Annotated in this window: 17 protein-coding genes; 8 read left to right on the top strand and 9 right to left on the bottom strand. The window is 58.4% G+C overall.

Annotated elements, in window-relative coordinates; translation table 11 throughout:
- Nucleotides 1–20 precede the first annotated feature (20 nt).
- The 5 genes from ftsY (at nt 21) to rny (ending at nt 4916) form a co-directional block, all read left to right on the top strand.
- The gene (ftsY, locus tag BN5935_RS07325) at nt 21–1019 is read left to right on the top strand and encodes a signal recognition particle-docking protein FtsY (protein WP_064975532.1); all 999 of its coding nucleotides are present in this window, start codon (nt 21–23) and stop codon (nt 1017–1019) included.
- Nucleotides 1006–2304, top strand: a complete 1299-nt coding sequence (gene rimO / locus BN5935_RS07320; protein WP_064975531.1) for a 30S ribosomal protein S12 methylthiotransferase RimO — start codon at nt 1006–1008, stop codon at nt 2302–2304. The genes ftsY and rimO overlap by 14 nt, the downstream gene beginning before the upstream one ends.
- Nucleotides 2305–2368: 64 nt before the next feature.
- Nucleotides 2369–2680: a hypothetical protein gene (locus BN5935_RS07315; protein ID WP_064975530.1), complete on the top strand. Its 312-nt coding sequence runs from the start codon at nt 2369–2371 to the stop codon at nt 2678–2680.
- A gap of 46 nt (nt 2681–2726) precedes the next feature.
- Nucleotides 2727–3026 (top strand): cell division protein ZapA, encoded by a 300-nt coding sequence (locus BN5935_RS07310; protein WP_064975529.1) that lies wholly within the window; start codon nt 2727–2729, stop codon nt 3024–3026.
- Between the two features lie 342 nt (nt 3027–3368).
- Nucleotides 3369–4916, top strand: a complete 1548-nt coding sequence (gene rny / locus BN5935_RS07305) for a ribonuclease Y (RefSeq protein WP_064975528.1) — start codon at nt 3369–3371, stop codon at nt 4914–4916.
- Nucleotides 4917–5290: 374 nt separating this feature from the next.
- Here the strand turns inward: rny and BN5935_RS07300 are convergent, their stop codons facing one another.
- The 3 genes from BN5935_RS07300 to BN5935_RS07290 are packed head-to-tail and all read right to left on the bottom strand — an operon-like array spanning nt 5291 to nt 7277.
- Nucleotides 5291–6013, bottom strand: coding sequence for a DUF6064 family protein (locus BN5935_RS07300; RefSeq protein ID WP_064976877.1), 723 nt, complete (start codon nt 6011–6013; stop codon nt 5291–5293).
- Complete coding sequence (locus BN5935_RS07295) at nt 6013–6513, bottom strand: threonine/serine exporter family protein (RefSeq protein WP_064975527.1); 501 nt, start codon at nt 6511–6513, stop codon at nt 6013–6015. Before BN5935_RS07295 ends, BN5935_RS07300 begins: the two co-directional genes overlap by 1 nt.
- Nucleotides 6510–7277 carry a threonine/serine exporter family protein gene (locus tag BN5935_RS07290; protein WP_064975526.1) on the bottom strand — a complete coding sequence of 256 codons (768 nt, stop codon included), beginning with the start codon at nt 7275–7277 and terminating at the stop codon, nt 6510–6512. The genes BN5935_RS07295 and BN5935_RS07290 overlap by 4 nt, the downstream gene beginning before the upstream one ends.
- Nucleotides 7278–7406: 129 nt before the next feature.
- Here BN5935_RS07290 and BN5935_RS07285 point away from each other — a divergent pair, with 129 nt between their 5' ends.
- Complete coding sequence (locus BN5935_RS07285; RefSeq protein ID WP_064976876.1) at nt 7407–8042, top strand: HD domain-containing protein; 636 nt, start codon at nt 7407–7409, stop codon at nt 8040–8042.
- Between the two features lie 54 nt (nt 8043–8096).
- Here the strand turns inward: BN5935_RS07285 and BN5935_RS07280 are convergent, their stop codons facing one another.
- Genes BN5935_RS07280 through BN5935_RS07270 form a run of 3 tightly spaced genes read right to left on the bottom strand, consistent with a single transcriptional unit; the run spans nt 8097 to nt 11421 of the window.
- Nucleotides 8097–9065 (bottom strand): dihydroorotate dehydrogenase-like protein, encoded by a 969-nt coding sequence (locus tag BN5935_RS07280; protein WP_064975525.1) that lies wholly within the window; start codon nt 9063–9065, stop codon nt 8097–8099.
- A 28-nt stretch (nt 9066–9093) separates the two neighbouring features.
- Nucleotides 9094–10194 carry a glycine cleavage system aminomethyltransferase GcvT gene (gcvT, locus tag BN5935_RS07275; protein ID WP_064975524.1) on the bottom strand — a complete coding sequence of 367 codons (1101 nt, stop codon included), beginning with the start codon at nt 10192–10194 and terminating at the stop codon, nt 9094–9096.
- Between the two features lie 18 nt (nt 10195–10212).
- Nucleotides 10213–11421, bottom strand: a complete 1209-nt coding sequence (locus tag BN5935_RS07270) for a hypothetical protein (RefSeq protein WP_064976875.1) — start codon at nt 11419–11421, stop codon at nt 10213–10215.
- 89 nt (nt 11422–11510) lie between these two features.
- On the opposite strand from BN5935_RS07270, the gene BN5935_RS07265 reads away from it, so the two are divergent.
- A complete protein-coding gene (locus BN5935_RS07265; RefSeq protein ID WP_064975523.1) occupies nt 11511–14492 on the top strand; it encodes a PEP/pyruvate-binding domain-containing protein in 2982 nt (993 codons plus the stop codon).
- Between the two features lie 94 nt (nt 14493–14586).
- Nucleotides 14587–15924, top strand: a complete 1338-nt coding sequence (gene gdhA, locus BN5935_RS07260; RefSeq protein WP_064975522.1) for an NADP-specific glutamate dehydrogenase — start codon at nt 14587–14589, stop codon at nt 15922–15924.
- Between the two features lie 131 nt (nt 15925–16055).
- On the opposite strand, the gene BN5935_RS07255 is transcribed toward gdhA, so the two are convergent.
- The 3 genes from BN5935_RS07255 to BN5935_RS07245 are packed head-to-tail and all read right to left on the bottom strand — an operon-like array spanning nt 16056 to nt 18984.
- Nucleotides 16056–17330 (bottom strand): hypothetical protein, encoded by a 1275-nt coding sequence (locus BN5935_RS07255; protein WP_064975521.1) that lies wholly within the window; start codon nt 17328–17330, stop codon nt 16056–16058.
- Nucleotides 17331–17366: 36 nt separating this feature from the next.
- On the bottom strand, nt 17367–17591 hold the full coding sequence (locus BN5935_RS07250) for a hypothetical protein (protein WP_064975520.1): 225 nt from the start codon (nt 17589–17591) through the stop codon (nt 17367–17369).
- 16 nt (nt 17592–17607) lie between these two features.
- Nucleotides 17608–18984: a RagB/SusD family nutrient uptake outer membrane protein gene (locus BN5935_RS07245; RefSeq protein WP_064975519.1), complete on the bottom strand. Its 1377-nt coding sequence runs from the start codon at nt 18982–18984 to the stop codon at nt 17608–17610.
- Between the last annotated feature and the right edge of the window lie 8 nt (nt 18985–18992).

The raw sequence follows: 18992 nt of genomic DNA, 5'->3' as shown, positions 1-18992 counted from the left end.
GAAGGATTAATCCCAAAGACATGGCATTTTTCGATATTTTCAAAAAGAAACAGGATACGCCGCCCTCCGAGGAGCAGGCGCGCAAACAGCAGGAGGAGCTCAGCGCCGGGCTGGAAAAGACCAAGACGGGACTCTTCTCGAAACTGGCGCGCGCCGTGGCGGGCCGCTCGACGGTGGACGCCGACGTGCTGGACGATCTCGAGGAGGTGCTCATTTCGTCGGACGTGGGCGTGGAGACCACCGTGAAGATCATCCGCCGCATCGAGGAGCGCGTGGCGAAGGACAAGTACATGGGCGCTTCGGAGCTGCAGTCAATTCTGCGCGAGGAGATCACCGCCCTGATGGAGGATGCGCACGGTTCGTCGGAGCACTTCGGGCTCGACGCCACCGAGGGCCAGCCCTATGTGGTGATGGTCGTGGGCGTCAACGGCGCCGGCAAGACCACCACCATCGGCAAACTGGCCGCGCAGCTCACCAAGGCGGGCCGCAAGGTCTGGATCGGCGCGGCCGACACGTTCCGCGCCGCGGCCATCGACCAGTTGCAGGTGTGGGCCGACCGCGCCGGGGCGACGATGATCCGCCAGCAGATGGGTTCCGACCCCGCATCGGTGGCTTTCGACACGCTCACCTCGGCCAAGTCCAACGGCGCCGACGTGGTGCTGATCGACACCGCCGGGCGTCTGCACAACAAAATCAACCTGATGAACGAGCTGACGAAAATCCGCAACGTCATGTCGAAGGTGATCCCCGGGGCGCCGCACGAGGTGATGCTCGTGCTCGACGGCTCGACGGGACAGAACGCCTTCGAGCAGGCGAAGCAGTTCACGCAGGCCACGCAGGTTACCTCGCTCACCATCACCAAGCTCGACGGTACGGCCAAGGGCGGCGTGGTGATCGGCATCAGCGACCAGTTCCACGTTCCGGTCCGTTACATCGGCATCGGCGAAGGCATCGACCAGTTGCGCATCTTCGACCGCCGGGAGTTCGTCAACGCGCTGTTCGGCGATGAAAAAAATTAACGTCATAACGCTCGGCTGTTCGAAGAACACCGTCGACAGCGAACACCTGATGGCGCGGCTCGCGGCCGCCGGGTACGAGGTACTTTTCGACAGCGACCGCACCGACGCCAAAGTGGTGGTCATCAACACCTGCGGGTTCATCGGCGATGCCAAGCAGGAGTCGATCGACATGATCCTCAGGGCTGCGGAGGCAAAGAAAGCCGGAAAAATTTCGCGCCTGTTCGTCGTAGGGTGCCTTTCGGAGCGCTATGCCGACGAACTGCGGGCCGAGATTCCCGAGGTGGACGAATACTTCGGCGCCCGCACATGGGACGGCATCGTCCGCGCACTGGGCGCCTCGGAGGACCCGGCGCTGGCCACCGAACGCCGCCTGACCACCCCGAAGCACTATGCCTACCTGAAAATCTCGGAGGGCTGCAACTGGAAATGCGGCTACTGCGCCATTCCGCTCATCCGCGGCGGCCACGTCTCCGTCCCGATGGAGGAGCTGGAGGAGGAGGCCCGCAAACTGGCCGCACAGGGCGTCCGGGAACTGATGGTCATTGCGCAGGACACGACCTATTACGGCATCGACCTTTACGGCCGGCGGATGCTGGCCGAATTGCTGCGCCGCCTGTGCCGCATCGACGGCATCGCGTGGATACGGCTCCACTACGCCTACCCCACGGGATTTCCCGAGGAGGTGATCGACGTGATGGCCTCGGAGCCCAAAATCTGCAAGTACCTCGACATTCCGTTCCAGCATATCTCCGACGCCCAGCTCTCGGCCATGCACCGCCGTCACACCAAGGCCGAGGCGATGGAGCTGATCTGCCGCCTGCGCACGGCCATTCCGGATCTGGCGTTGCGCACGACGCTGCTCGTCGGTTATCCGGGCGAAACGGAGGCCGATTTCGCCGAACTGACGGAGTTCGTGCGCGAGGTGCGCTTCGAGCGGCTCGGGGTGTTCGCCTACTCCGAGGAGGAGGGGACTTATTCGGCCGAAAAGCTCCGCGACGACGTGCCGGAGGCCGTGAAGCAGGAGCGCGTGGAGCGCATCATGGCCCTGCAGAACGAGATTTCGCTCGACAACAACCGCCGCCGCGTGGGACGCACCGAGCGGGTCCTGATCGACTCGCGGCAGGGCGACTGGTATGTCGGCCGCACGCAGTACGACTCCCCCGAAGTGGATCAGGAAATCCTGATACCCGCCGCCGGGAAGCGGCTCCTGCGCGGGCATTTCTACGAGGTGACCGTCACCTCGGCTGCGGATTACGATCTATACGGCGAAGTCCGCACAAAATAATTTTTGGCTTTTTGCCGTTTTTTCCTTACCTTTGAGAAGTAAACCGGAACTTGATCCGAAGACCATGGCCGACAAAAGCGTGATAACGAATCTCGAAGCCCGCGTAAAGCAGCTTATCGACGACCACAAACGGCTGTCGGAACTCTGCACGGAGCTGACGGCACAGCGGGACACGCTCCGCTCGGAAAAACGCACGCTGGAAGAGCGTGTCCGGGAGCTGGACGCCGAATTGGCGCGCATGCAACTGACCGAAGGTCTTGCGGGAGAGAGCCGGAACCGGGAAAAAGCGCGGGCGCGCGTCAACCGTCTTATGCGGGAGGTAGACAAGTGCATCGCGCTGCTGGGGCAGCCGCTGGCGGCTCCGGAGGCCGAATAGGGCCGACCCACAGGATGCAAACGAGGACGAAACAAAAACACGGAAAATGGCAAAACAGGCGATAACCCTCAAAATAGCGGGAAAAAGCTATCCGTTCAACATCGAGAGCGGGAAAGAGGAGGTGTACCGGCTGGCCGAACGGGAGGTGAACAACTACCTCGCACTGATAAAACAACAGAATATCAAGAACTGGAACGACCAAGACTACCTGTCGATGACCGCGCTGAAGTTCGCCATTGCGAACGTCGGCATGCGGCAGAGCCGCGAGGTGGACAACGAAGACCTCCGGCAGTTGGAAAAAATCGGCACGGAAATAGATGCATATCTCAACGACCCGAAGAAGTAACGCCCGGGACGTGCCGCAGGGGTGAGAGAGAGCCTGCCGCGGACAATATGCATTCGACGAAAAACGTTCTTTTACATACAAGAATCTACCCGCATAGATTCCTTAAAGCTTTGCGAAACTGAACATTTATTAAATTGGGGCAACTCAAGGCGCTTCAAAATCAGGCCTTACCACCCTTCGGGGGAGTACGTTACGGCGTACCGTTGGAAGATTGCGATTGTCGGAGCCCCCACACATGACTGATCGGCAGATTCGTCAAACAAGAATAAGGAATCCTATGCGGTTTTTTTATGGCTACACAAAAAACCCTAATTAATAACAACTAAAAACATGTAAGAGTCAATGTATACCATCATTTTGACTGCCTGCATCTCTGCAGTGGTCGCCGTTGCGGTCTACGCGGTTGTCACCAACCTCGTGACCAAGACGTCGGTCCGCAAGCGCCGCGAAGCCGCCATCAAGGAGGCCGAGGCCGAAGGAGAGATGATCAAGAAGGAGCGCATCCTTCAGGCGAAAGAGAAGTTCATACAGCTCAAGAGCGAATACGACCGTCAGGTCAACGAACGCAACCAGAAGATCGCCCAGAGTGAGCAGCGCGCCAAGCAGATCGAGCAGAACCTGCAGAACCAGCAGCGCGAACTGGAGAACAAACTCCGCGACAACGACCGGCTCAAGGAGCAGATGCAGAACCAGTTGCAGATCCTCGAACACAAGAAGGAGGAGGTCGATCAGATGCAGCGCGAGCAGAACGCCCGTCTGGAACAGATCTCGGGCATGAGTTCGGAAGATGCCAAGAACATCCTGATCGAAAACATGAAGGCCGAGGCCAAGACCGAAGCCGCCGCCTACGTCAACGAAACGATCGAAGAGGCGAAGATGACCGCCACGAAGGAGGCCAAACGCATCATCGTCGCGTCGATCCAGCGTGTGGCGACCGAGACGGCCATCGAGAATGCCGTGACGGTATTCAACATCGAGAGCGACGAGGTCAAGGGCCGCATCATCGGCCGCGAGGGCCGCAACATCCGCGCTCTGGAGGCCGCGACGGGCATCGAGATCATCGTCGACGACACCCCCGAGGCGATTATCCTTTCGGGATTCGACCCCGTGCGCCGCGAGATCGCCCGTCTGGCCCTGCACCAACTGGTCACCGACGGCCGCATCCACCCCGCCCGCATCGAGGAGGTGGTGGCCAAGGTCCAGAAACAGATCGAGGAGGAGATCGTCGAGGTCGGCAAGCGCACCACGATCGACCTCGGTATCCACGGACTGCACCCCGAGCTGATCCGCATGATCGGCAAGATGAAATACCGTTCGTCCTACGGCCAGAACCTGCTCCAGCACGCCCGTGAAACGGCCAACCTCGCAGGCATCATGGCCGCCGAGCTGGGCCTCAATCCCAAGACCGCCCGCCGCGCAGGTCTGCTGCACGACATCGGCAAGGTGCCCGACGACGAACCGGAACTGCCGCACGCAATCATCGGCATGAAACTCGCCGAGAAGTTCAAGGAGAAGCCCGAGGTCTGCAACGCCATCGGCGCCCACCACGATGAAGTGGAGATGACTTCGATCATCGCCCCGATCATTCAGGTCTGCGACGCCATTTCGGGCGCACGTCCCGGAGCTCGCCGCGAGGTGGTCGAGAGTTACATCAAGCGTCTGAAGGAGATGGAGGACATCGCCCTGTCGTACCCCGGCGTGGTGAAGACCTACGCCATTCAGGCCGGACGCGAACTGCGCGTGATCGTCGGAGCCGACAAGCTCTCGGATCAGGAATCGGAGGGGCTGTCGCACGATATCGCCAAGAAGATTCAGGACGAAATGACGTACCCGGGTCAGGTGAAGATCACCGTCATCCGCGAAACCCGCGCCGTGTCCTACGCAAAATAACCTCTGTGACCCGGGCACGCCATCCGGCAAACAGACAAACCTCCCTAAATCCCTCCTTTGATAAGGAGGGACTTTTTTTACCGGGTCAGGTGAAGATTACCGTCATCCGCGAAACCCGCGCCGTGTCCTACGCAAAATAACCTCTGTGACCCGGGCACGCCATCCGGCAAACAGACAAACCTCCCTAAATCCCTCCTTTGATAAGGAGGGACTTTTTTTACCGGGTCAGGTGAAGATCACCGTTATCCGCGAAACCCGCGCCGTGTCCTATGCAAAATAACCACTGTGACCCGGGTCGCCATCCGGCGTCCGGCAGACAGACAAAAAATCCCTCCCGGAACGATTCGGGAGGGATTTTTATGCAACCGCACCGATTATCCGATAAACTGCTGCCAGATGGTCACGGAGAAAAAGACCCCGAGGGCGGCACACATCGCCGCCAGCAGGAAATTCATCACCCGCAGGTCGGGCTTGGTGTCGCGGTGGAAATTGAGGTCGATATACTCCTTGAAAAAGAGGTACAACGCCGGGACCGAAGCGCTGACCAGCAGCAGGTCCTCGGGAATGCCGAAGAAATAGACCTTCGAGAAACCCACCAGCGCCCAGTGGCAGAGGAAAAGGATCACGAAAAGGTTCACCCGTTTGGAAAAGGAGAGCATCAGCCCGATGGTGAAGACCGCCACCGAGCAGGGCATGACGGGCGAGGTGACCATCGGGAACTCCAGCCCCCGCAGCAACGAGAAGAGCGGGTAGATAAACGGCATGAGGTAGAAAACGAACGCGATGCGGTCGTGTTTGCGCGTCCGCTCGAAGGTGGTGTAATTCACCACGATATCGTAAATCCACACGGCAGCCATTATGCCCCAGAACAGCGCCATCACACCGCTGTAAGGACGCTCGGCACAGGCCCAGAGGTAATAGGCCGCGGCGATCCAGCCGTTGAGCAGCGTCAGGTAGACCTTCATCGCCACCTTCACGCGCGGCGAAGGCCGACGGTACAACAGCGTCGTGAGCACGATGCCCGCAACGACCAGCAATGCCTGCAGGGGCCATGTCGCGGCGTTATAGCCGGCGATCGTCCGCCAGAAAATGTCCATCATTCGGAAATGTATTTTTTGTTGCGCGTCAGCGAATGGGCGCGCTTGTTAAACAGAAAAATCGGAGCCGCAGCACCCGCCGCCAGCATGAAAATCACGCAGAAAGTCACGAATCCGTTGCGCAGAATCTCCTGCAAATACTGGGCGCTGGTCACCGAGTCGCCCAAGTGCTGCATGAACATAATCATGGCGAAGACCGTCTTGTAGGCATACATGCCCGGGATCATCGGCAGCAGCGCCGGAATGAACAGTACGGTCATCGGGCAGCGGATGCGGCCGCCCAGCAGCAGGCTGCCGACACCGATCACGACCGAGGCGCAGAGCGACGCCGTGGCAATATCCATCCCGCTCTGCATCAGCACGAAACGCAGGGCGTGGCCCACGGCGGCCAGCAGGGCGATGACCGGGAAGGCCCGCATCGGGGGATCGGAAACAGCCCCGAAACCGATGGCCGCAACGGCGGCGAAAAATCCGTCGGAGAGAATTTCGAGCAGCATCATAGCAATCCGTTTTTAACGATCATCAGCGTGCATGACAGCCCGATGGCGATGCAGACGATCAGCATCAGGGCCGAAGTGAGACGGGCGATGCCGTTGAGCACGTGCCCCTCGACAATGTCGATCACGCCGTTGATGAGCGGCACGCCGGGAATGAGGTAGAGGACGCTCGTGGCGAGGGCCACCTCCGACGTGGTGTCGAACATCAGCGCCACCGAAGCGTACATCGAGGCTGCGAACGACGAGGCGATGAAGATCACATAGTGGTTGAATCCGCGGGCCTGCATGCGCTGGCGGAGGAAAAAGCCCAGCAGCGTGGCCGTGAAGACGATGCTCACGGCGAACCAGTCGCCGCCGAACAGCCGGCAGAACGAAGCGTTGGCAAGGCCGACGAGGATGAGCGTGAAGATCGGGTCGAGGCGCGGCCGGGCGATGATCTCCGCATAGCGGGTCCGGATTTCCGGAAGCGGCATCCGGCGGTCGTAGGCCTCCCAGCTCAGGGCGCTCAGCTCGGCGTTGAGTTCGAAGCTGATCGGCAGGGGCGGAATGTCGGCCACCTCGCTGTATATCTCGCCGCTCTCGTCGTCGCAGACCGAAAAGGTCACGACCTTCTGGAACGCCGACACGATCACCCGCACCCCGAGCGCTTCGCCCAGCCGTTTGGAGTTGCGCACCACGCGTGAAGTGTGGACGCCCGACCCCATCAGCCGGGTGGCATACTCGGCGATGAACTGCGCTATTTCCTTGAGTTCCGCCGCTGTTTTCATAACCTGAACTTTAACCGGGGGCAAAGATACGGATAAGCGAGGGCAATGTCAAATTTATTTGGACATTGCCGAGCGGGAGTATCTAAGGCGAAGCCAAAGATACATAAAATTTTTATGTATCTTCGCCGCATGAAACAACCCGATCCATCGCTCGTGGCCTATGTCGAGGCCGAGATCATCCCCCGCTACGAACATTTCGACCGCGCCCACGGCACGGACCACGTCCGCACGGTCATTGCGCAGAGTCTCGCGCTGGCCGCCCACTACGACGTGGACACAGACATGGTCTACGCCATCGCCGCCTACCACGACACGGGGCTGGTGAACGGACGCGAGCGGCATCACATCGACGCCGGGCGCATCCTGACGGAAGATGCCGAGATGCGCCGCCGGTTCACCGCAGAGCAGCTCGGGGTGATGCGCGAAGCCGTGGAGGACCACCGCGCCTCGTCGGACCATGCGCCCCGCACGATCTACGGCCGCATCGTGGCCGAAGCCGACCGGGTGATCGACCCCGCGACGATCATCCGCCGCACGGTGCAGTACGGGCTGGCGAACTACCCCGCGCTCGACCGCGAAGGGCATTATGCACGCTGTCTGGACCACCTGCAAAAGAAATACGCCGAAGGGGGTTACCTGCGGCTCTGGATCGCCGAGTCGGACAACGCCCGGCGGCTCGGGGAACTGCGGGCGATCATCCGCGACCCGCAGCAGTTGCGGAGGCTCTTCAACGAAACGTTCGATGCGGAGACCACCGCGAAATAACAGAACCCCCGGATGCTTCGGCAAGCATCCGGGGGTTTTCATATCCGGCGGCGGTTACTCCTCGCCGTGGGGGAAATATTTCATGTACTGCACCCGCTGGTAGAACTCGCCCTCCGAGGAGCCGTAGTCCATGCGGCCGGAAAACTCGTCGAGCGAGTCGAAGCCCTGACGGGCGGCCCACTCGTCGATGAAGCGGTTGATTTCGCCGATCACCTCGTAACCGTGGCGGTGGATGGCCGTGCAGACCTGCACCACGGCGGCGCCTGCGAGCAGGGCCTTAACGGCGGCGGCTCCGTCGTGCACACCCGTCGAGACGGCTACATCCAACTGCGGCAGCGCGTGGGCGCACAGCGCAGCGCTGCGCAGCACGTTGCGCAGTTCGGTCGGTTCGCTGAACGGGTCGCCGTTCACGAAGCACATCTTCTCGATGTCGATGTCGGGTTCGAAGAAGCGGTTGTAGAGCACCAGTCCCCGGGCGCCGCGGCCCAGCAGGGCGTCGCCGACCGAGAGTACGTTGGTCAGTCGCATCGGGAGTTTCACCGACACGGGGATCGTCACCCCGGCGGCGACCTTGCGCACGATATCGGCATAGTGCTGTTCGATCTCCTGCGCCGAAGCCTGCCGGTCCGTCGGAAGCAGGAAAATGTTCAGCTCCAACGCCGAAGCCCCAGCGGCCTGCATGGCCGAGGCATACTCGATCCACGCATCGCCCGTACCGATGCAGTTGATGCTCCCGATGACGGGAATGCCCGTCTTGGCGGCATCGGAGACGAGCGTCAGCAGCTCGGCCTTGTAGGCGTCGCCCAGATAGCGTTCGAGGTACTCGCCCGCATCGCCGTAACCCTCCATTTTGTCCAGCGAGGCGGCCTGACGGTAAATCTGCTCCTCGAAGATCGATTTCAGCACCACGGCGCCGGCGCCGTTGCGGACGCACTGTTCGACGTTGTGCATGTTTGCCGTATAGGGGGAACTGCTGACCACGACGGGGCTTGCGAGTTCCAGCCCGAGATATTTCGCTTTCATAGGAAATAAAGTATCTATCTGTTAAACATTAAACGAACGGAATCTTCACCACCTCGGCCTTCACGGGTTTCTCGCGGATGACGACAGCGATTTCCGTGCCCGGTTTGGCATAGGCGGCCTCGACATAGCCCAGCGCCACGCCGACCTTCAGGCAGGGCGACATCGTACCCGAGGTGACATGCCCGATCCCGGCGCCTTCGGGCGACGCGATCGGATAACCGTGGCGCGGAATGCCGCGTTCGGTCATCTTCAGCCCCACGAGTTTGTGCGCAACGCCCTCGGCTTTCTGCTTTTCCATCACGGCGCGGTCGATGAACTCCTTGCCCTCGACGAACTTGGTGATCCAGCCCAGTCCGGCTTCGATCGGCGAGGTGGTATCGTCGATGTCGTTGCCGTAGAGGCAGAAACCCTTCTCCAGACGCAGCGTATCCCGGGCTCCAAGGCCGATGTTCTTCAGCCCGAACTCCTCGCCGACTTCCCAGAGGGCCTTCCAGAGTTTGTCCCCGTCCTCGTTGGCGACGTAAATCTCACAGCCGCCCGAACCGGTGTAACCCGTGATCGAGAGGATGGCATCGCACCCGGCGACCGGCATCTTCTTAAAGGTATAGTACTCCATCTCCTCGACCGGCTCCGCGCACATCTTCTGCACGATCTTCATGGCCAAAGGTCCCTGCACGGCCAACTGGCAGATTTCGTCCGAAGCGTTGTAGAGCTCCTTGCCGTGACCGGCCTCCATGCCGAAAGCCTTGCCCTCGGCGCAGATGTGTGCCCAGTCCTTGTCGATATTGGCGGCGTTGACACAGAGCATGTAGGTCTCGGCATCGACCCGGTAAACGAGGATGTCGTCGACGATGCCCCCGCGGCCGTTGGGCATGCAGGTATACTGCACCTTGCCGTCGACGAGTTTCGCAACGTCGTTGGTCGTGATGCGTTGCAACAGCCCGAGCGCCTTGGGGCCCTTGACCCAGATTTCGCCCATGTGGCTGACGTCGAAGACGCCGGCGCCGTTGCGGACGGCCATGTGTTCGTCGTTGATGCCCGTAAATTCGATGGGCATGTTGTATCCCGCGAATTCGGCCATCTTGGCACCCGCGGCGATGTGGTACTTGGTGAATACGGTGGATTTCATATCTTTATTTGCGGTTTCTTATTCGTAACGGCGCTTCACGCCCAGACGCGGACAGCGGTGGAACTCCTTCGTGCGGTCGAACAGGTAGCGGTAGGTGGTGTGCACCTTGTGGCGCGTGGCGCAGACGTAGGTCTCGATCATGCGGTTCATCACGGGGTTGAAGTCGCCGATCCACGCCAGCTCCATCGACTTGTAGGGATTCTTCGTCCGCTCGAGGAACTGCCAGTATTTGACCATGATGGCCGACTCGACCCCCTTGCCGTGGAACTCCGGCGTGATGCCGAAGATGATGGCGAAGATGCGGTCGCACGACTTGCGCACCTTGAGGTCCCACATTAGGCGCAGCTTCTGCCGCAGGCCGAATTTGCCGTTGAACTTGCCGATCAGACGGTTCAGGTCGGGGACGGTGATGAAGAACCCGATGGGCTCGTCGTTGAAATAGGCGAAGAAGATGATGTTGGGGTCGATGATCGGTTTCATCTCGTGAACCATCTCCAGCGCCTCCTCCTGCGTCATCGGCTTCACGCCCGAGAAGAGGGCCCACGCCTTGTTGTAGATGACGCGGAAACTCTCGGCGGCATCCTCCAGATTGTTCATGTCGATGTTCTCGACCCGGTAGCCCGGCACGGTGTAGAGCCGCTCGGCACGGGCGAAAATCTGCTTGTTGGCCTCCGAATCGTTCACCCGCCAGATGAAGCTGTGCTGGTTGAAATAGTTCTTGAAGCCGTAATTCTCGAACAGTTCCTTGTAATAGGGCGGGTTGTAGGGGTTCTTGTACAGGGGTTGGAATTCGTAGCCTTCGACCAGCAGCCCCCACCAGTCGCGCCGCTGCCCGAAGTTGATCGGGCCGTCCATGGCCTCCATGCCGCGGCTGGCGAGCCACATGCGCGAGGCTTCGAACAGCATGTCGGCGACCTGCTGGTCGTCGATGGCCTCGAAGAATCCGCAGCCGCCCGTGGGCTGCTCCTCGAGGGCGGCCTTCTCGCGGTTGTAGAACGCCGCGATGCGTCCCACGACAACGCCCTGCCGGTCGCGGACCACCCAGCGGATGGCCTCGCCGTCGGCGAAAAGTTCGTTCTTCGCCGGGTTGAAGACCTCGAGGACATCCATGTCCAGCGGGCAGACCCAGTTGCGGTTGCCCTTATAGATTTTCTTGGGAAGATCGAGCCACTCGCGCTCCGCGGCGGGTGTCGTAACCTCTTGTAACGTGTATTTTTCCTTGTTCATGTTCTGTCTCTCCATATTTTCGGCGTTTCCGATTCCAAAGGTAACAAATTTTTCCTTATTTTTGTTGGTAGAACAAATTTAGCATCCGAATGGACAAAAGCCTTGAACAATATATGCCCGACGGGAAAGTCCCCTACCGGTTCATGAAATACCGCATCCACAAGATCCTGCTCGTGTGCTGCAGCTACGACGGCTACATCCTCGAGGAGGACGGGCACATCGAGTCGCAGATCAACCAAGAGTACATCGACCTCAACATGTCGAACCCGCCCTCGCTGACGCGCGTCAGCTCGACGGCCGAGGCGCTGGAGAAACTGGCCGGGGACGACACGTTCGACTTCATCCTCACGATGTACAACGTCGGCGAACCCGACGTCTTCGCGTTCGCCCGGATCGTCAAGGAGCGCCACCCCAACACCCCCGTCGGGCTGCTGACCTCCTTTTCGAAGGACATCTACCGCCGCATCGAGGAGCAGGACCGCTCGGGGTTGGACTACATCTTCTCGTGGCACGGCAATACGGACCTCATCGTCGCCATCATCAAGCTCATCGAGGACAAGATGAACGCCGACGAGGACATCCTCGAGGGCGGCGTGCAGGCCATCCTGCTGGTCGAGGACTCCATCCGCTTCTATTCCACCTATTTGCCGGAGTTATATAAACTGATCCTGCTGCAGAACACCGAGTTCCTGAAGGACGCCTTCAACGAACAGCAGCAGGTGCTGCGCAAACGCGCCCGTCCCAAAATCCTGCTGGCCCGCTGTTACGAGGAGGCCGTGGAGCTGTACGAACGTTACAAGAAAAACCTGCTGGGCGTGATTTCCGACGTGGGGTTCGTGCTCCACCGCGACGATCCGCCCGAGAGCGAGAAACTCGACGCCGGGATCGACCTCTGCCGCCGCATCAAACAGGACAACCCGCTGATGCCGGTGTTGCTGCAATCGTCGCAGGTGGCCTTCGGCAAGCAGGCCGCGGAACTCGGCGCGGGGTTCATCGCCAAGAACTCCAAGACGCTCCTCTCGCAGTTGAGCGAATACATCGCCAAGGAGTTCGCCTTCGGGGATTTCGTCTTCAAGGACCCCGACACGGGCGCCGAAATCGGCCGCGCCAAGGACCTCACGCAGATGCAGCACATGATCGCCACGATCCCCGACAAGGCGTTCGAATACCACACCTCGCAGAACCACCTCTCGAAATGGCTCTACTCGCGGGGCCTGTTCCCGCTCGCGGCCTCGATCCGCCAGTACAACAAAAACCATTTCACGTCGGTCGAGGAGCACCGCAACGCGCTGGTGAACCGCATCCGCGACTACCGCACACTGTTGGGGCAGGGAGTCGTGGCGCGCTTCGACGCCGAGACCTACTCCGACGCCGTGGCTTTCGCCCGCATCGGCGAGGGTTCGCTGGGCGGCAAAGCCCGCGGACTGGCCTTCATGAACTCGATGCTCATCAAGTACCGCCAGTACGACAAGCACGAAAACGTGCGCATCATGATCCCGCGGTCGGTGGTGATCGCCACGGAGTATTTCGACGACTTCATCCGCAACAACGGACTGAAATACATCATCTCGCAGGATTTTTCCGACGAGGAGATTCTCTCGGAATTCGTCAGCTCGGTGCTTCCGTTCCGGCTGCGCGAAGCCCTGAAAGGCTACATCCGCACGGTCCGCACGCCGCTGGCCATCCGCTCGTCGTCGAAGCTCGAGGACTCGCACTACCAGCCCTTCGCCGGCATCTACTCCACCTACATGATCCCTTACGTCGACAACGAGGACCAGATGCTCCGCCTGCTGTTCAAGGCCGTCAAGAGCGTCTACGCCTCGGTCTATTTCGCGGCGTCGAGGGCCTACATCCAGTCGTCGCAGAACCTCATTTCGGAGGAGAAGATGGCCGTCATCATTCAGGAGGTGTGCGGCACGGAGCAGGAAGGGTTGTTCTTCCCCACCTGCTCGGGCGTGGCGCGGTCGATCAACTACTATCCCATCGGCGACGAACAGCCCGCGGACGGGGTCTGCAACGTGGCGATGGGGCTCGGGAAACTGGTCGTGGACGGCGGGCGCACGTTGCGGTTCTCGCCCCGCTACCCCCAGAAGGTGCTCCAGACCTCGACCCCCGAAATGGCGTTGAGCGACACGCAGAACGAGGTGCTGGCCCTGAGCCTGCGCCCCGAGGAGTTCCGCACGTCGATCGACGACGCGGTGAACCTCCGCCGCCTGAGCCTCACGGATATCGCCCGGTTCCGCAACTCGAAATACGTCTGCTCGGTCTGGGACCGCGAGAACGAACGCATCTCCGACAGCCCCTTCGACAGCGGGCGCAAGGTCATCACGTTCAACAATATCTTAAAGTACAATACGTTCCCGCTGGCGAAGATCATCGCCGACATCCTCCGCATAGGCGCCGAGGAGATGCGCTGCCCCGTGGAGGTGGAGTTCGCGGTCAATATGGATGTGGCTCCGGGACAGCAGCAGATCTTCAACCTGCTGCAAATCCGCCCGATCATCGACAATCAGGACAACCGCTCCATCGACTGGGCGGAGGAGGAGACCTCCCGGGCACTGATCTACGGCGAGCAGGCCCTCGGCATCGGACAGATGCCCGACATCGCCGACATCATCTACATCAAATCTGACGCTTTCGACTCGCTCTCGACGGAGAAGATCGCCGAAGAACTGCTGATGCTCAACAACCGCATGCGCGACGAGGGGCGGTCGTACATCCTCGTGGGACCCGGCCGCTGGGGCTCCTCGGACCCGTTCCTCGGCGTGCCGGTCAAGTGGAACCACATCTCCGAGGCGAAAGTGATCGTCGAATGCGGCATCGAGAAATTCGACGTCGAGCCCTCGCAGGGCACGCACTTCTTCCAGAACGTCACCTCGCTGGGCGTGGGATACCTGACGATCAACCCCTTCCGCGGCGACGGCATTTTCCGCGAGCAGGAGCTCAACACCCGGCAGGCCCTCTTCGACGGCTCCTACCTGCGGCAGGTGCGTTTCGAAAAGCCCCTGTGGGTCTGCATCGACGGGCGGTCGAACAAGGGCATGATTCGTGAAGAAGAGCCCGAAGATTAATATTTAACGAAAATTTCCGGAAAACGGTTACAATCTATAAGAAATATTTTTATATTTGTGATAGATAGAACCAACCAACTAAAAACTTCAGCATATGAACGTAACCAAATTAATGACCGATCTCGAGCGCAGGCACCCCGGTGAAAGCGAATACCTGCAGGCCGTGCGCGAAGTTCTCATGACCGTCGAGGAGAGTTACAACCAGCATCCGGAATTCGAAGCCAACCGCATCGCGGAGCGCATCGTGGAACCCGACCGCATCTTCACGTTCAAGGTGGTCTGGACCGACGACAAGGGCGACGTGCAGGTCAACCTCGGCTACCGGGTACAGTTCAACAATGCCATCGGCCCTTACAAGGGCGGACTGCGGTTCCACCCCTCGGTGAACCTCTCGATCCTGAAATTCCTCGGCTTCGAGCAGATTTTCAAGAACGCGCTCACGACGCTGCCGATGGGCGGCGCGAAGGGCGGTTCGGATTTCAACCCCAAAGGCAAGTCGGACCGCGAGGTGATGCGCTTCTGTCAGGCCTTCATGACCGAACTGTGGCGCCATATCGGTCCCCAGACGGACGTTCCGGCGGGCGACATCGGCGTCGGCGGCCGTGAGATCGGCTTCCTCTACGGCATGTACCGCAAGCTGGCTCAGGAAAACACGGGCGTGCTGACGGGCAAGGGCATGACCTACGGCGGATCGCTGATCCGTCCCGAGGCGACGGGCTTCGGTGCCGTCTATTTCCTGCGTCAGATGCTCGAAAAGGCCGGCATGGACATCAAGGGACAGACCATCGCCATCTCGGGCTTCGGCAACGTGGCATGGGGTGCGGCGACGAAAGCCACCGAGCTGGGCGCCAAGGTGGTGACCATTTCGGGCCCCGACGGCTATATCTACGATCCCGACGGCCTCAATGCCGAGAAGATCGCCTACATGCTGGAGCTGCGCGCGTCGAACAACGACGTGGTGGAACCCTATGCCAAGAAGTTCCCCAACTCGAAATTCTACGCCGGCAAGAAGCCGTGGGAGGTCAAGGTGGACATCGCCATGCCCTGTGCCACGCAGAACGAGCTGGACGGCGAGGATGCCAAGCAACTGCTGGCCAACGGCGTGAAGGTCGTGGCCGAGGTTTCGAACATGGGCTGCCGCCCGGAGGCTATCGACGCCTTTATCGCAGCGAAGATTCCCTACGGACCGGGCAAGGCCGTGAACGCCGGCGGCGTGGCTACGTCGGGTCTCGAAATGACGCAGAATTCGCAGAAACTCAACTGGACGGCCGAGGAGGTCGATGCCAAGCTGCACCAGATCATGTCGTCGATCCACCACGCCTGCGTGGAGTACGGTACGGAGAAGGACGGCTACCTCAACTACATGAAGGGCGCCAACATCGCCGGATTCATGAAGGTCGCCAAGTCGATGGTCGAACAGGGCATCCTGTAACCCGGCACGCTTCAGTGAAAATGAAAGAGCGGTCCCTTTGCGAGAAGAAACAGTAAAGGTCTCGATAAATCCTTAAAAAAGACAAGTCCTGACTTTTAGTCAGGACTTGTCTTTTTTAAGGATTTATCCGTTTATTCGGTCACACGTTCGAATGTAAATGAAATAAACGGAGAATATGTAGTCGTCGGTTTAGTTTCGTCATAATACATTTTACCGACTAAGAATGATTTTGAATTATAGTCGACAAAATAGATCTTCATCTTATTGGAATCTCCATCCTTAAAGTTTATTCCAATATAAGCCTCTGTATCTTCGCTCTGCTCTGTTGCAGAAAAATAACGGTTCACGTTATCAAGCAAAATCAATTGAAGCGGAACCTTCGTCCCCATTCCCTCTCTTACAATGATCTCTTCACCTTTCGAAATACCCGAACTCTCCCGGAAGAAGTTTTTCAACGTGGATTGAAGCGATGCGGTCAATCCTTCAGCGGTGAAAGTCAGCCGGTCGTTCGCATTGTATGCAGGCAAAGCGGCCATATCGGCATCGAATGTCGGTTTGTCGGTCTCTGCATTGCTTCCGTTCAGACTGGCGAATTCTTCCGGATCATAATTCCCTTCGGCACTCATTTTCCATGTACCTTCCAGCTTGCTGAAATAGGAGCCGAAAATCGACACCGTGATTTTATCATACTGACCTCGAACAAACCCTTTGTCGTTCTCCAGCCCTGTTTTCAGAATGAGTTTATCCTTTCCGGATTCTACGGTTCCGGCCTTGATCGAGATCGTTCCCGAACTCTTTCCCTGAGCGACAACCAACTGTTTTTCGCCCTCGAACGTAAAGTTGACACCTTCGACAGCCGTCGAGCCTTCGGCAACCTCGATGGGGATAACGATATTCTGCTCGGCCGTATATTTCGCTCCGGTAGCGGTATAGAGATCCAACTGAACAGCGCCCGTTTCCCCGACGGTTATGGATTTGACGGAGAACGAATACATGATTTTACTTTTGACTCCCAAGCTGATCTTGGCCGAGGAATTCTTGCCGGGAGCAAAGTTTTCCACAGAACCCAGTGTCGCAACGATCTCCTTGGCCGCATCGTAATTATCGAGAGCCGTCACCGTAATCGACAGGGACTGGCTGCCGCCGCCCAATACGAACTGTTCGGCCGAAACGGAATATTCGGAATCCTTGACTGCGGTTCCCGAGAAAGTCACGGGAACGGTCACGGGCGAAGAGAGTGTCGACAGATCGATTCCGCTGACCTGCAAGTCCAGCGTTACGGATCCTGTGGAAAGCGCGAGAACCGGCTTTGCAAACGAAAGGGTGGGAACCGATTCGTCGTTGTCATCCGAACAAGCGCCGAACAGCAGCGGCGCTGCAAGCAATGCAAATAATAATTTTTTCATAATCGTTGTTTTTAAAAAGAGTTTCTATTCAATGATTCACTTCGATTCCGACAAGAACGCATTGTATTCATCCTCTTCAGCTCCGATTTGCGTCCAATCCTCATTTCCGAGAAATACGCCGTCGGGCATGATGTATTTGGTCAGATAGTCGCTGGCGAGAGGCGGGGTCTCATCGTAATTGTCGCTGCAGGCGGCAAACGAAAGCGCGGCGGCAATCATGGCGACAATCGCAATCAATAATTTCTTCATCGTACTTTTCATAATCGTATTGTTGTCATTATTCCATTCTGTCATATCCCGGATTCTGCTCCAGCCCTTCGACCAACTGAATGTCGGGAGCATACAGGGGGAACGTGTACATCCATGAGTAAACGGTGAATTTCAACCCCTGTTTGGCAACCCAGAACTCAGGACATCCGTTGCGTTTCAGTTCATACCAGCGATCCCCCTCGAAGAAAAGCTCCTTGCGGCGCTCACACAGGATGGCGTACAATAACGGAGTCAGGGCGTTCCCCTTGGCGTCCGTCTGAATCAGATCGGCCGGATTGACGGCCGGCAACGTCTGCACCGTATAGGGCGTAACGTTCGTAATGCGTCTGCGACGCAATTCATTCAATGCGGCAAGGGCTTTTTCGGGTTCATCGCAATGGTAATAGCTTTCCGCCAGAATCAACTGCAGTTCGGCGCTGCGCAGACAGGAGAGCAGATTCTTCACCGCCAATCTTTTACTATCCATGGATATTGCGAACCGGACATCCCGGTCCTTTTCCGCGAAAAGATCGTAGAACTGGCGGGAACAGGGTCTGTTTTTCAGATAACCTTTCAGAGACGTCAATGCCGTGGACTCGGAGGTACCTGCATAAATCTGCGCTTTGAAGATCATGTTTCCGCTTTTGGTCAACTGTTCCCCCATCATCTTCTTATAGGGCTCCGGGTCAAGCAAAGGATATTTTTCCAACAGTTCCGAAGCGTACTGAGCGGCCAGTTCGTATTGCTGCGTCCAGAAATAGAGCCGGGCCAGATAGCCTTTGGCAACATCGGAGTTGAAGCGATAGATCTTATCCTGAATATCGTATTCGATCGCCTTGTTCAAATCCTCCTCAATCCGTTCGACGGTTCGGGCATAGGTGCTGCGGGTCGGCTTCGCCTCCATATCGAACTCCGTAACCAGCGGAACGCCGGGACCCGGATTGTCCGGATTGCAAGCCTGACAGAAATTTCGCAACAGATCGTAATAGCAGATCCCGCGAAGGATATAGGCCGTACCGAGTACATCCATACCGAGCCGGCTGTCACGCTCTTCGAGGTTGCCGATGATGATATTGCAGTTGCGAATCACCTCATAGAGGTTCATGTACATAGTCTGCTTCGCGGAAAGATTCTCGCCTATATAGAGCGGGATATAACCTCCTCCGGGATATTGGGTCAGATTGGCAGCCAGATTATCCGCATAACACTCCAAATCCGCCACGGTCGATCCGTCGCCGATTACGGTTTCTTCCCCATAGTCAATCTCGTCGAGTTGCGCATGGAGCAATGCGGAGAATTCCTCGGCAGTTTCCGGGATAGTCTGTCCGTAGGGCTTTATGTCCAAATACCTGTTGCACGATGCGAATGACAACAAGAATACAAATGCTATAATCGTCTTTTTCATAATCTCTG

Origin of the sequence: Alistipes provencensis, assembly GCF_900083545.1 — a bacterium.
Lineage (GTDB): Bacteria > Bacteroidota > Bacteroidia > Bacteroidales > Rikenellaceae > Alistipes > Alistipes provencensis.
The sequence above is the reverse complement of the archived record's forward strand: the minus strand, read 5'-3'. Positions and strand labels throughout refer to the sequence as shown.

Coding starts and splice junctions, on each gene's coding strand:
- BN5935_RS07315 (WP_064975530.1), top strand. CDS start 2,369: ATGGCCGACAAAAGCGTGATAACGAATCTCGAAGCCCGCGTAAAGCAG.
- BN5935_RS07300 (WP_064976877.1), bottom strand. CDS start 6,013: ATGGACATTTTCTGGCGGACGATCGCCGGCTATAACGCCGCGACATGG.
- BN5935_RS07265 (WP_064975523.1), top strand. CDS start 11,511: ATGGACAAAAGCCTTGAACAATATATGCCCGACGGGAAAGTCCCCTAC.
- rimO (WP_064975531.1), top strand. CDS start 1,006: ATGAAAAAAATTAACGTCATAACGCTCGGCTGTTCGAAGAACACCGTC.
- gcvT (WP_064975524.1), bottom strand. CDS start 10,194: ATGAAATCCACCGTATTCACCAAGTACCACATCGCCGCGGGTGCCAAG.
- gdhA (WP_064975522.1), top strand. CDS start 14,587: ATGAACGTAACCAAATTAATGACCGATCTCGAGCGCAGGCACCCCGGT.
- BN5935_RS07295 (WP_064975527.1), bottom strand. CDS start 6,513: ATGATGCTGCTCGAAATTCTCTCCGACGGATTTTTCGCCGCCGTTGCG.
- BN5935_RS07310 (WP_064975529.1), top strand. CDS start 2,727: ATGGCAAAACAGGCGATAACCCTCAAAATAGCGGGAAAAAGCTATCCG.
- ftsY (WP_064975532.1), top strand. CDS start 21: ATGGCATTTTTCGATATTTTCAAAAAGAAACAGGATACGCCGCCCTCC.
- BN5935_RS07250 (WP_064975520.1), bottom strand. CDS start 17,591: ATGAAAAGTACGATGAAGAAATTATTGATTGCGATTGTCGCCATGATT.
- BN5935_RS07285 (WP_064976876.1), top strand. CDS start 7,407: ATGAAACAACCCGATCCATCGCTCGTGGCCTATGTCGAGGCCGAGATC.
- BN5935_RS07270 (WP_064976875.1), bottom strand. CDS start 11,421: ATGAACAAGGAAAAATACACGTTACAAGAGGTTACGACACCCGCCGCG.
- BN5935_RS07245 (WP_064975519.1), bottom strand. CDS start 18,984: ATGAAAAAGACGATTATAGCATTTGTATTCTTGTTGTCATTCGCATCG.
- rny (WP_064975528.1), top strand. CDS start 3,369: ATGTATACCATCATTTTGACTGCCTGCATCTCTGCAGTGGTCGCCGTT.
- BN5935_RS07290 (WP_064975526.1), bottom strand. CDS start 7,277: ATGAAAACAGCGGCGGAACTCAAGGAAATAGCGCAGTTCATCGCCGAG.
- BN5935_RS07255 (WP_064975521.1), bottom strand. CDS start 17,330: ATGAAAAAATTATTATTTGCATTGCTTGCAGCGCCGCTGCTGTTCGGC.
- BN5935_RS07280 (WP_064975525.1), bottom strand. CDS start 9,065: ATGAAAGCGAAATATCTCGGGCTGGAACTCGCAAGCCCCGTCGTGGTC.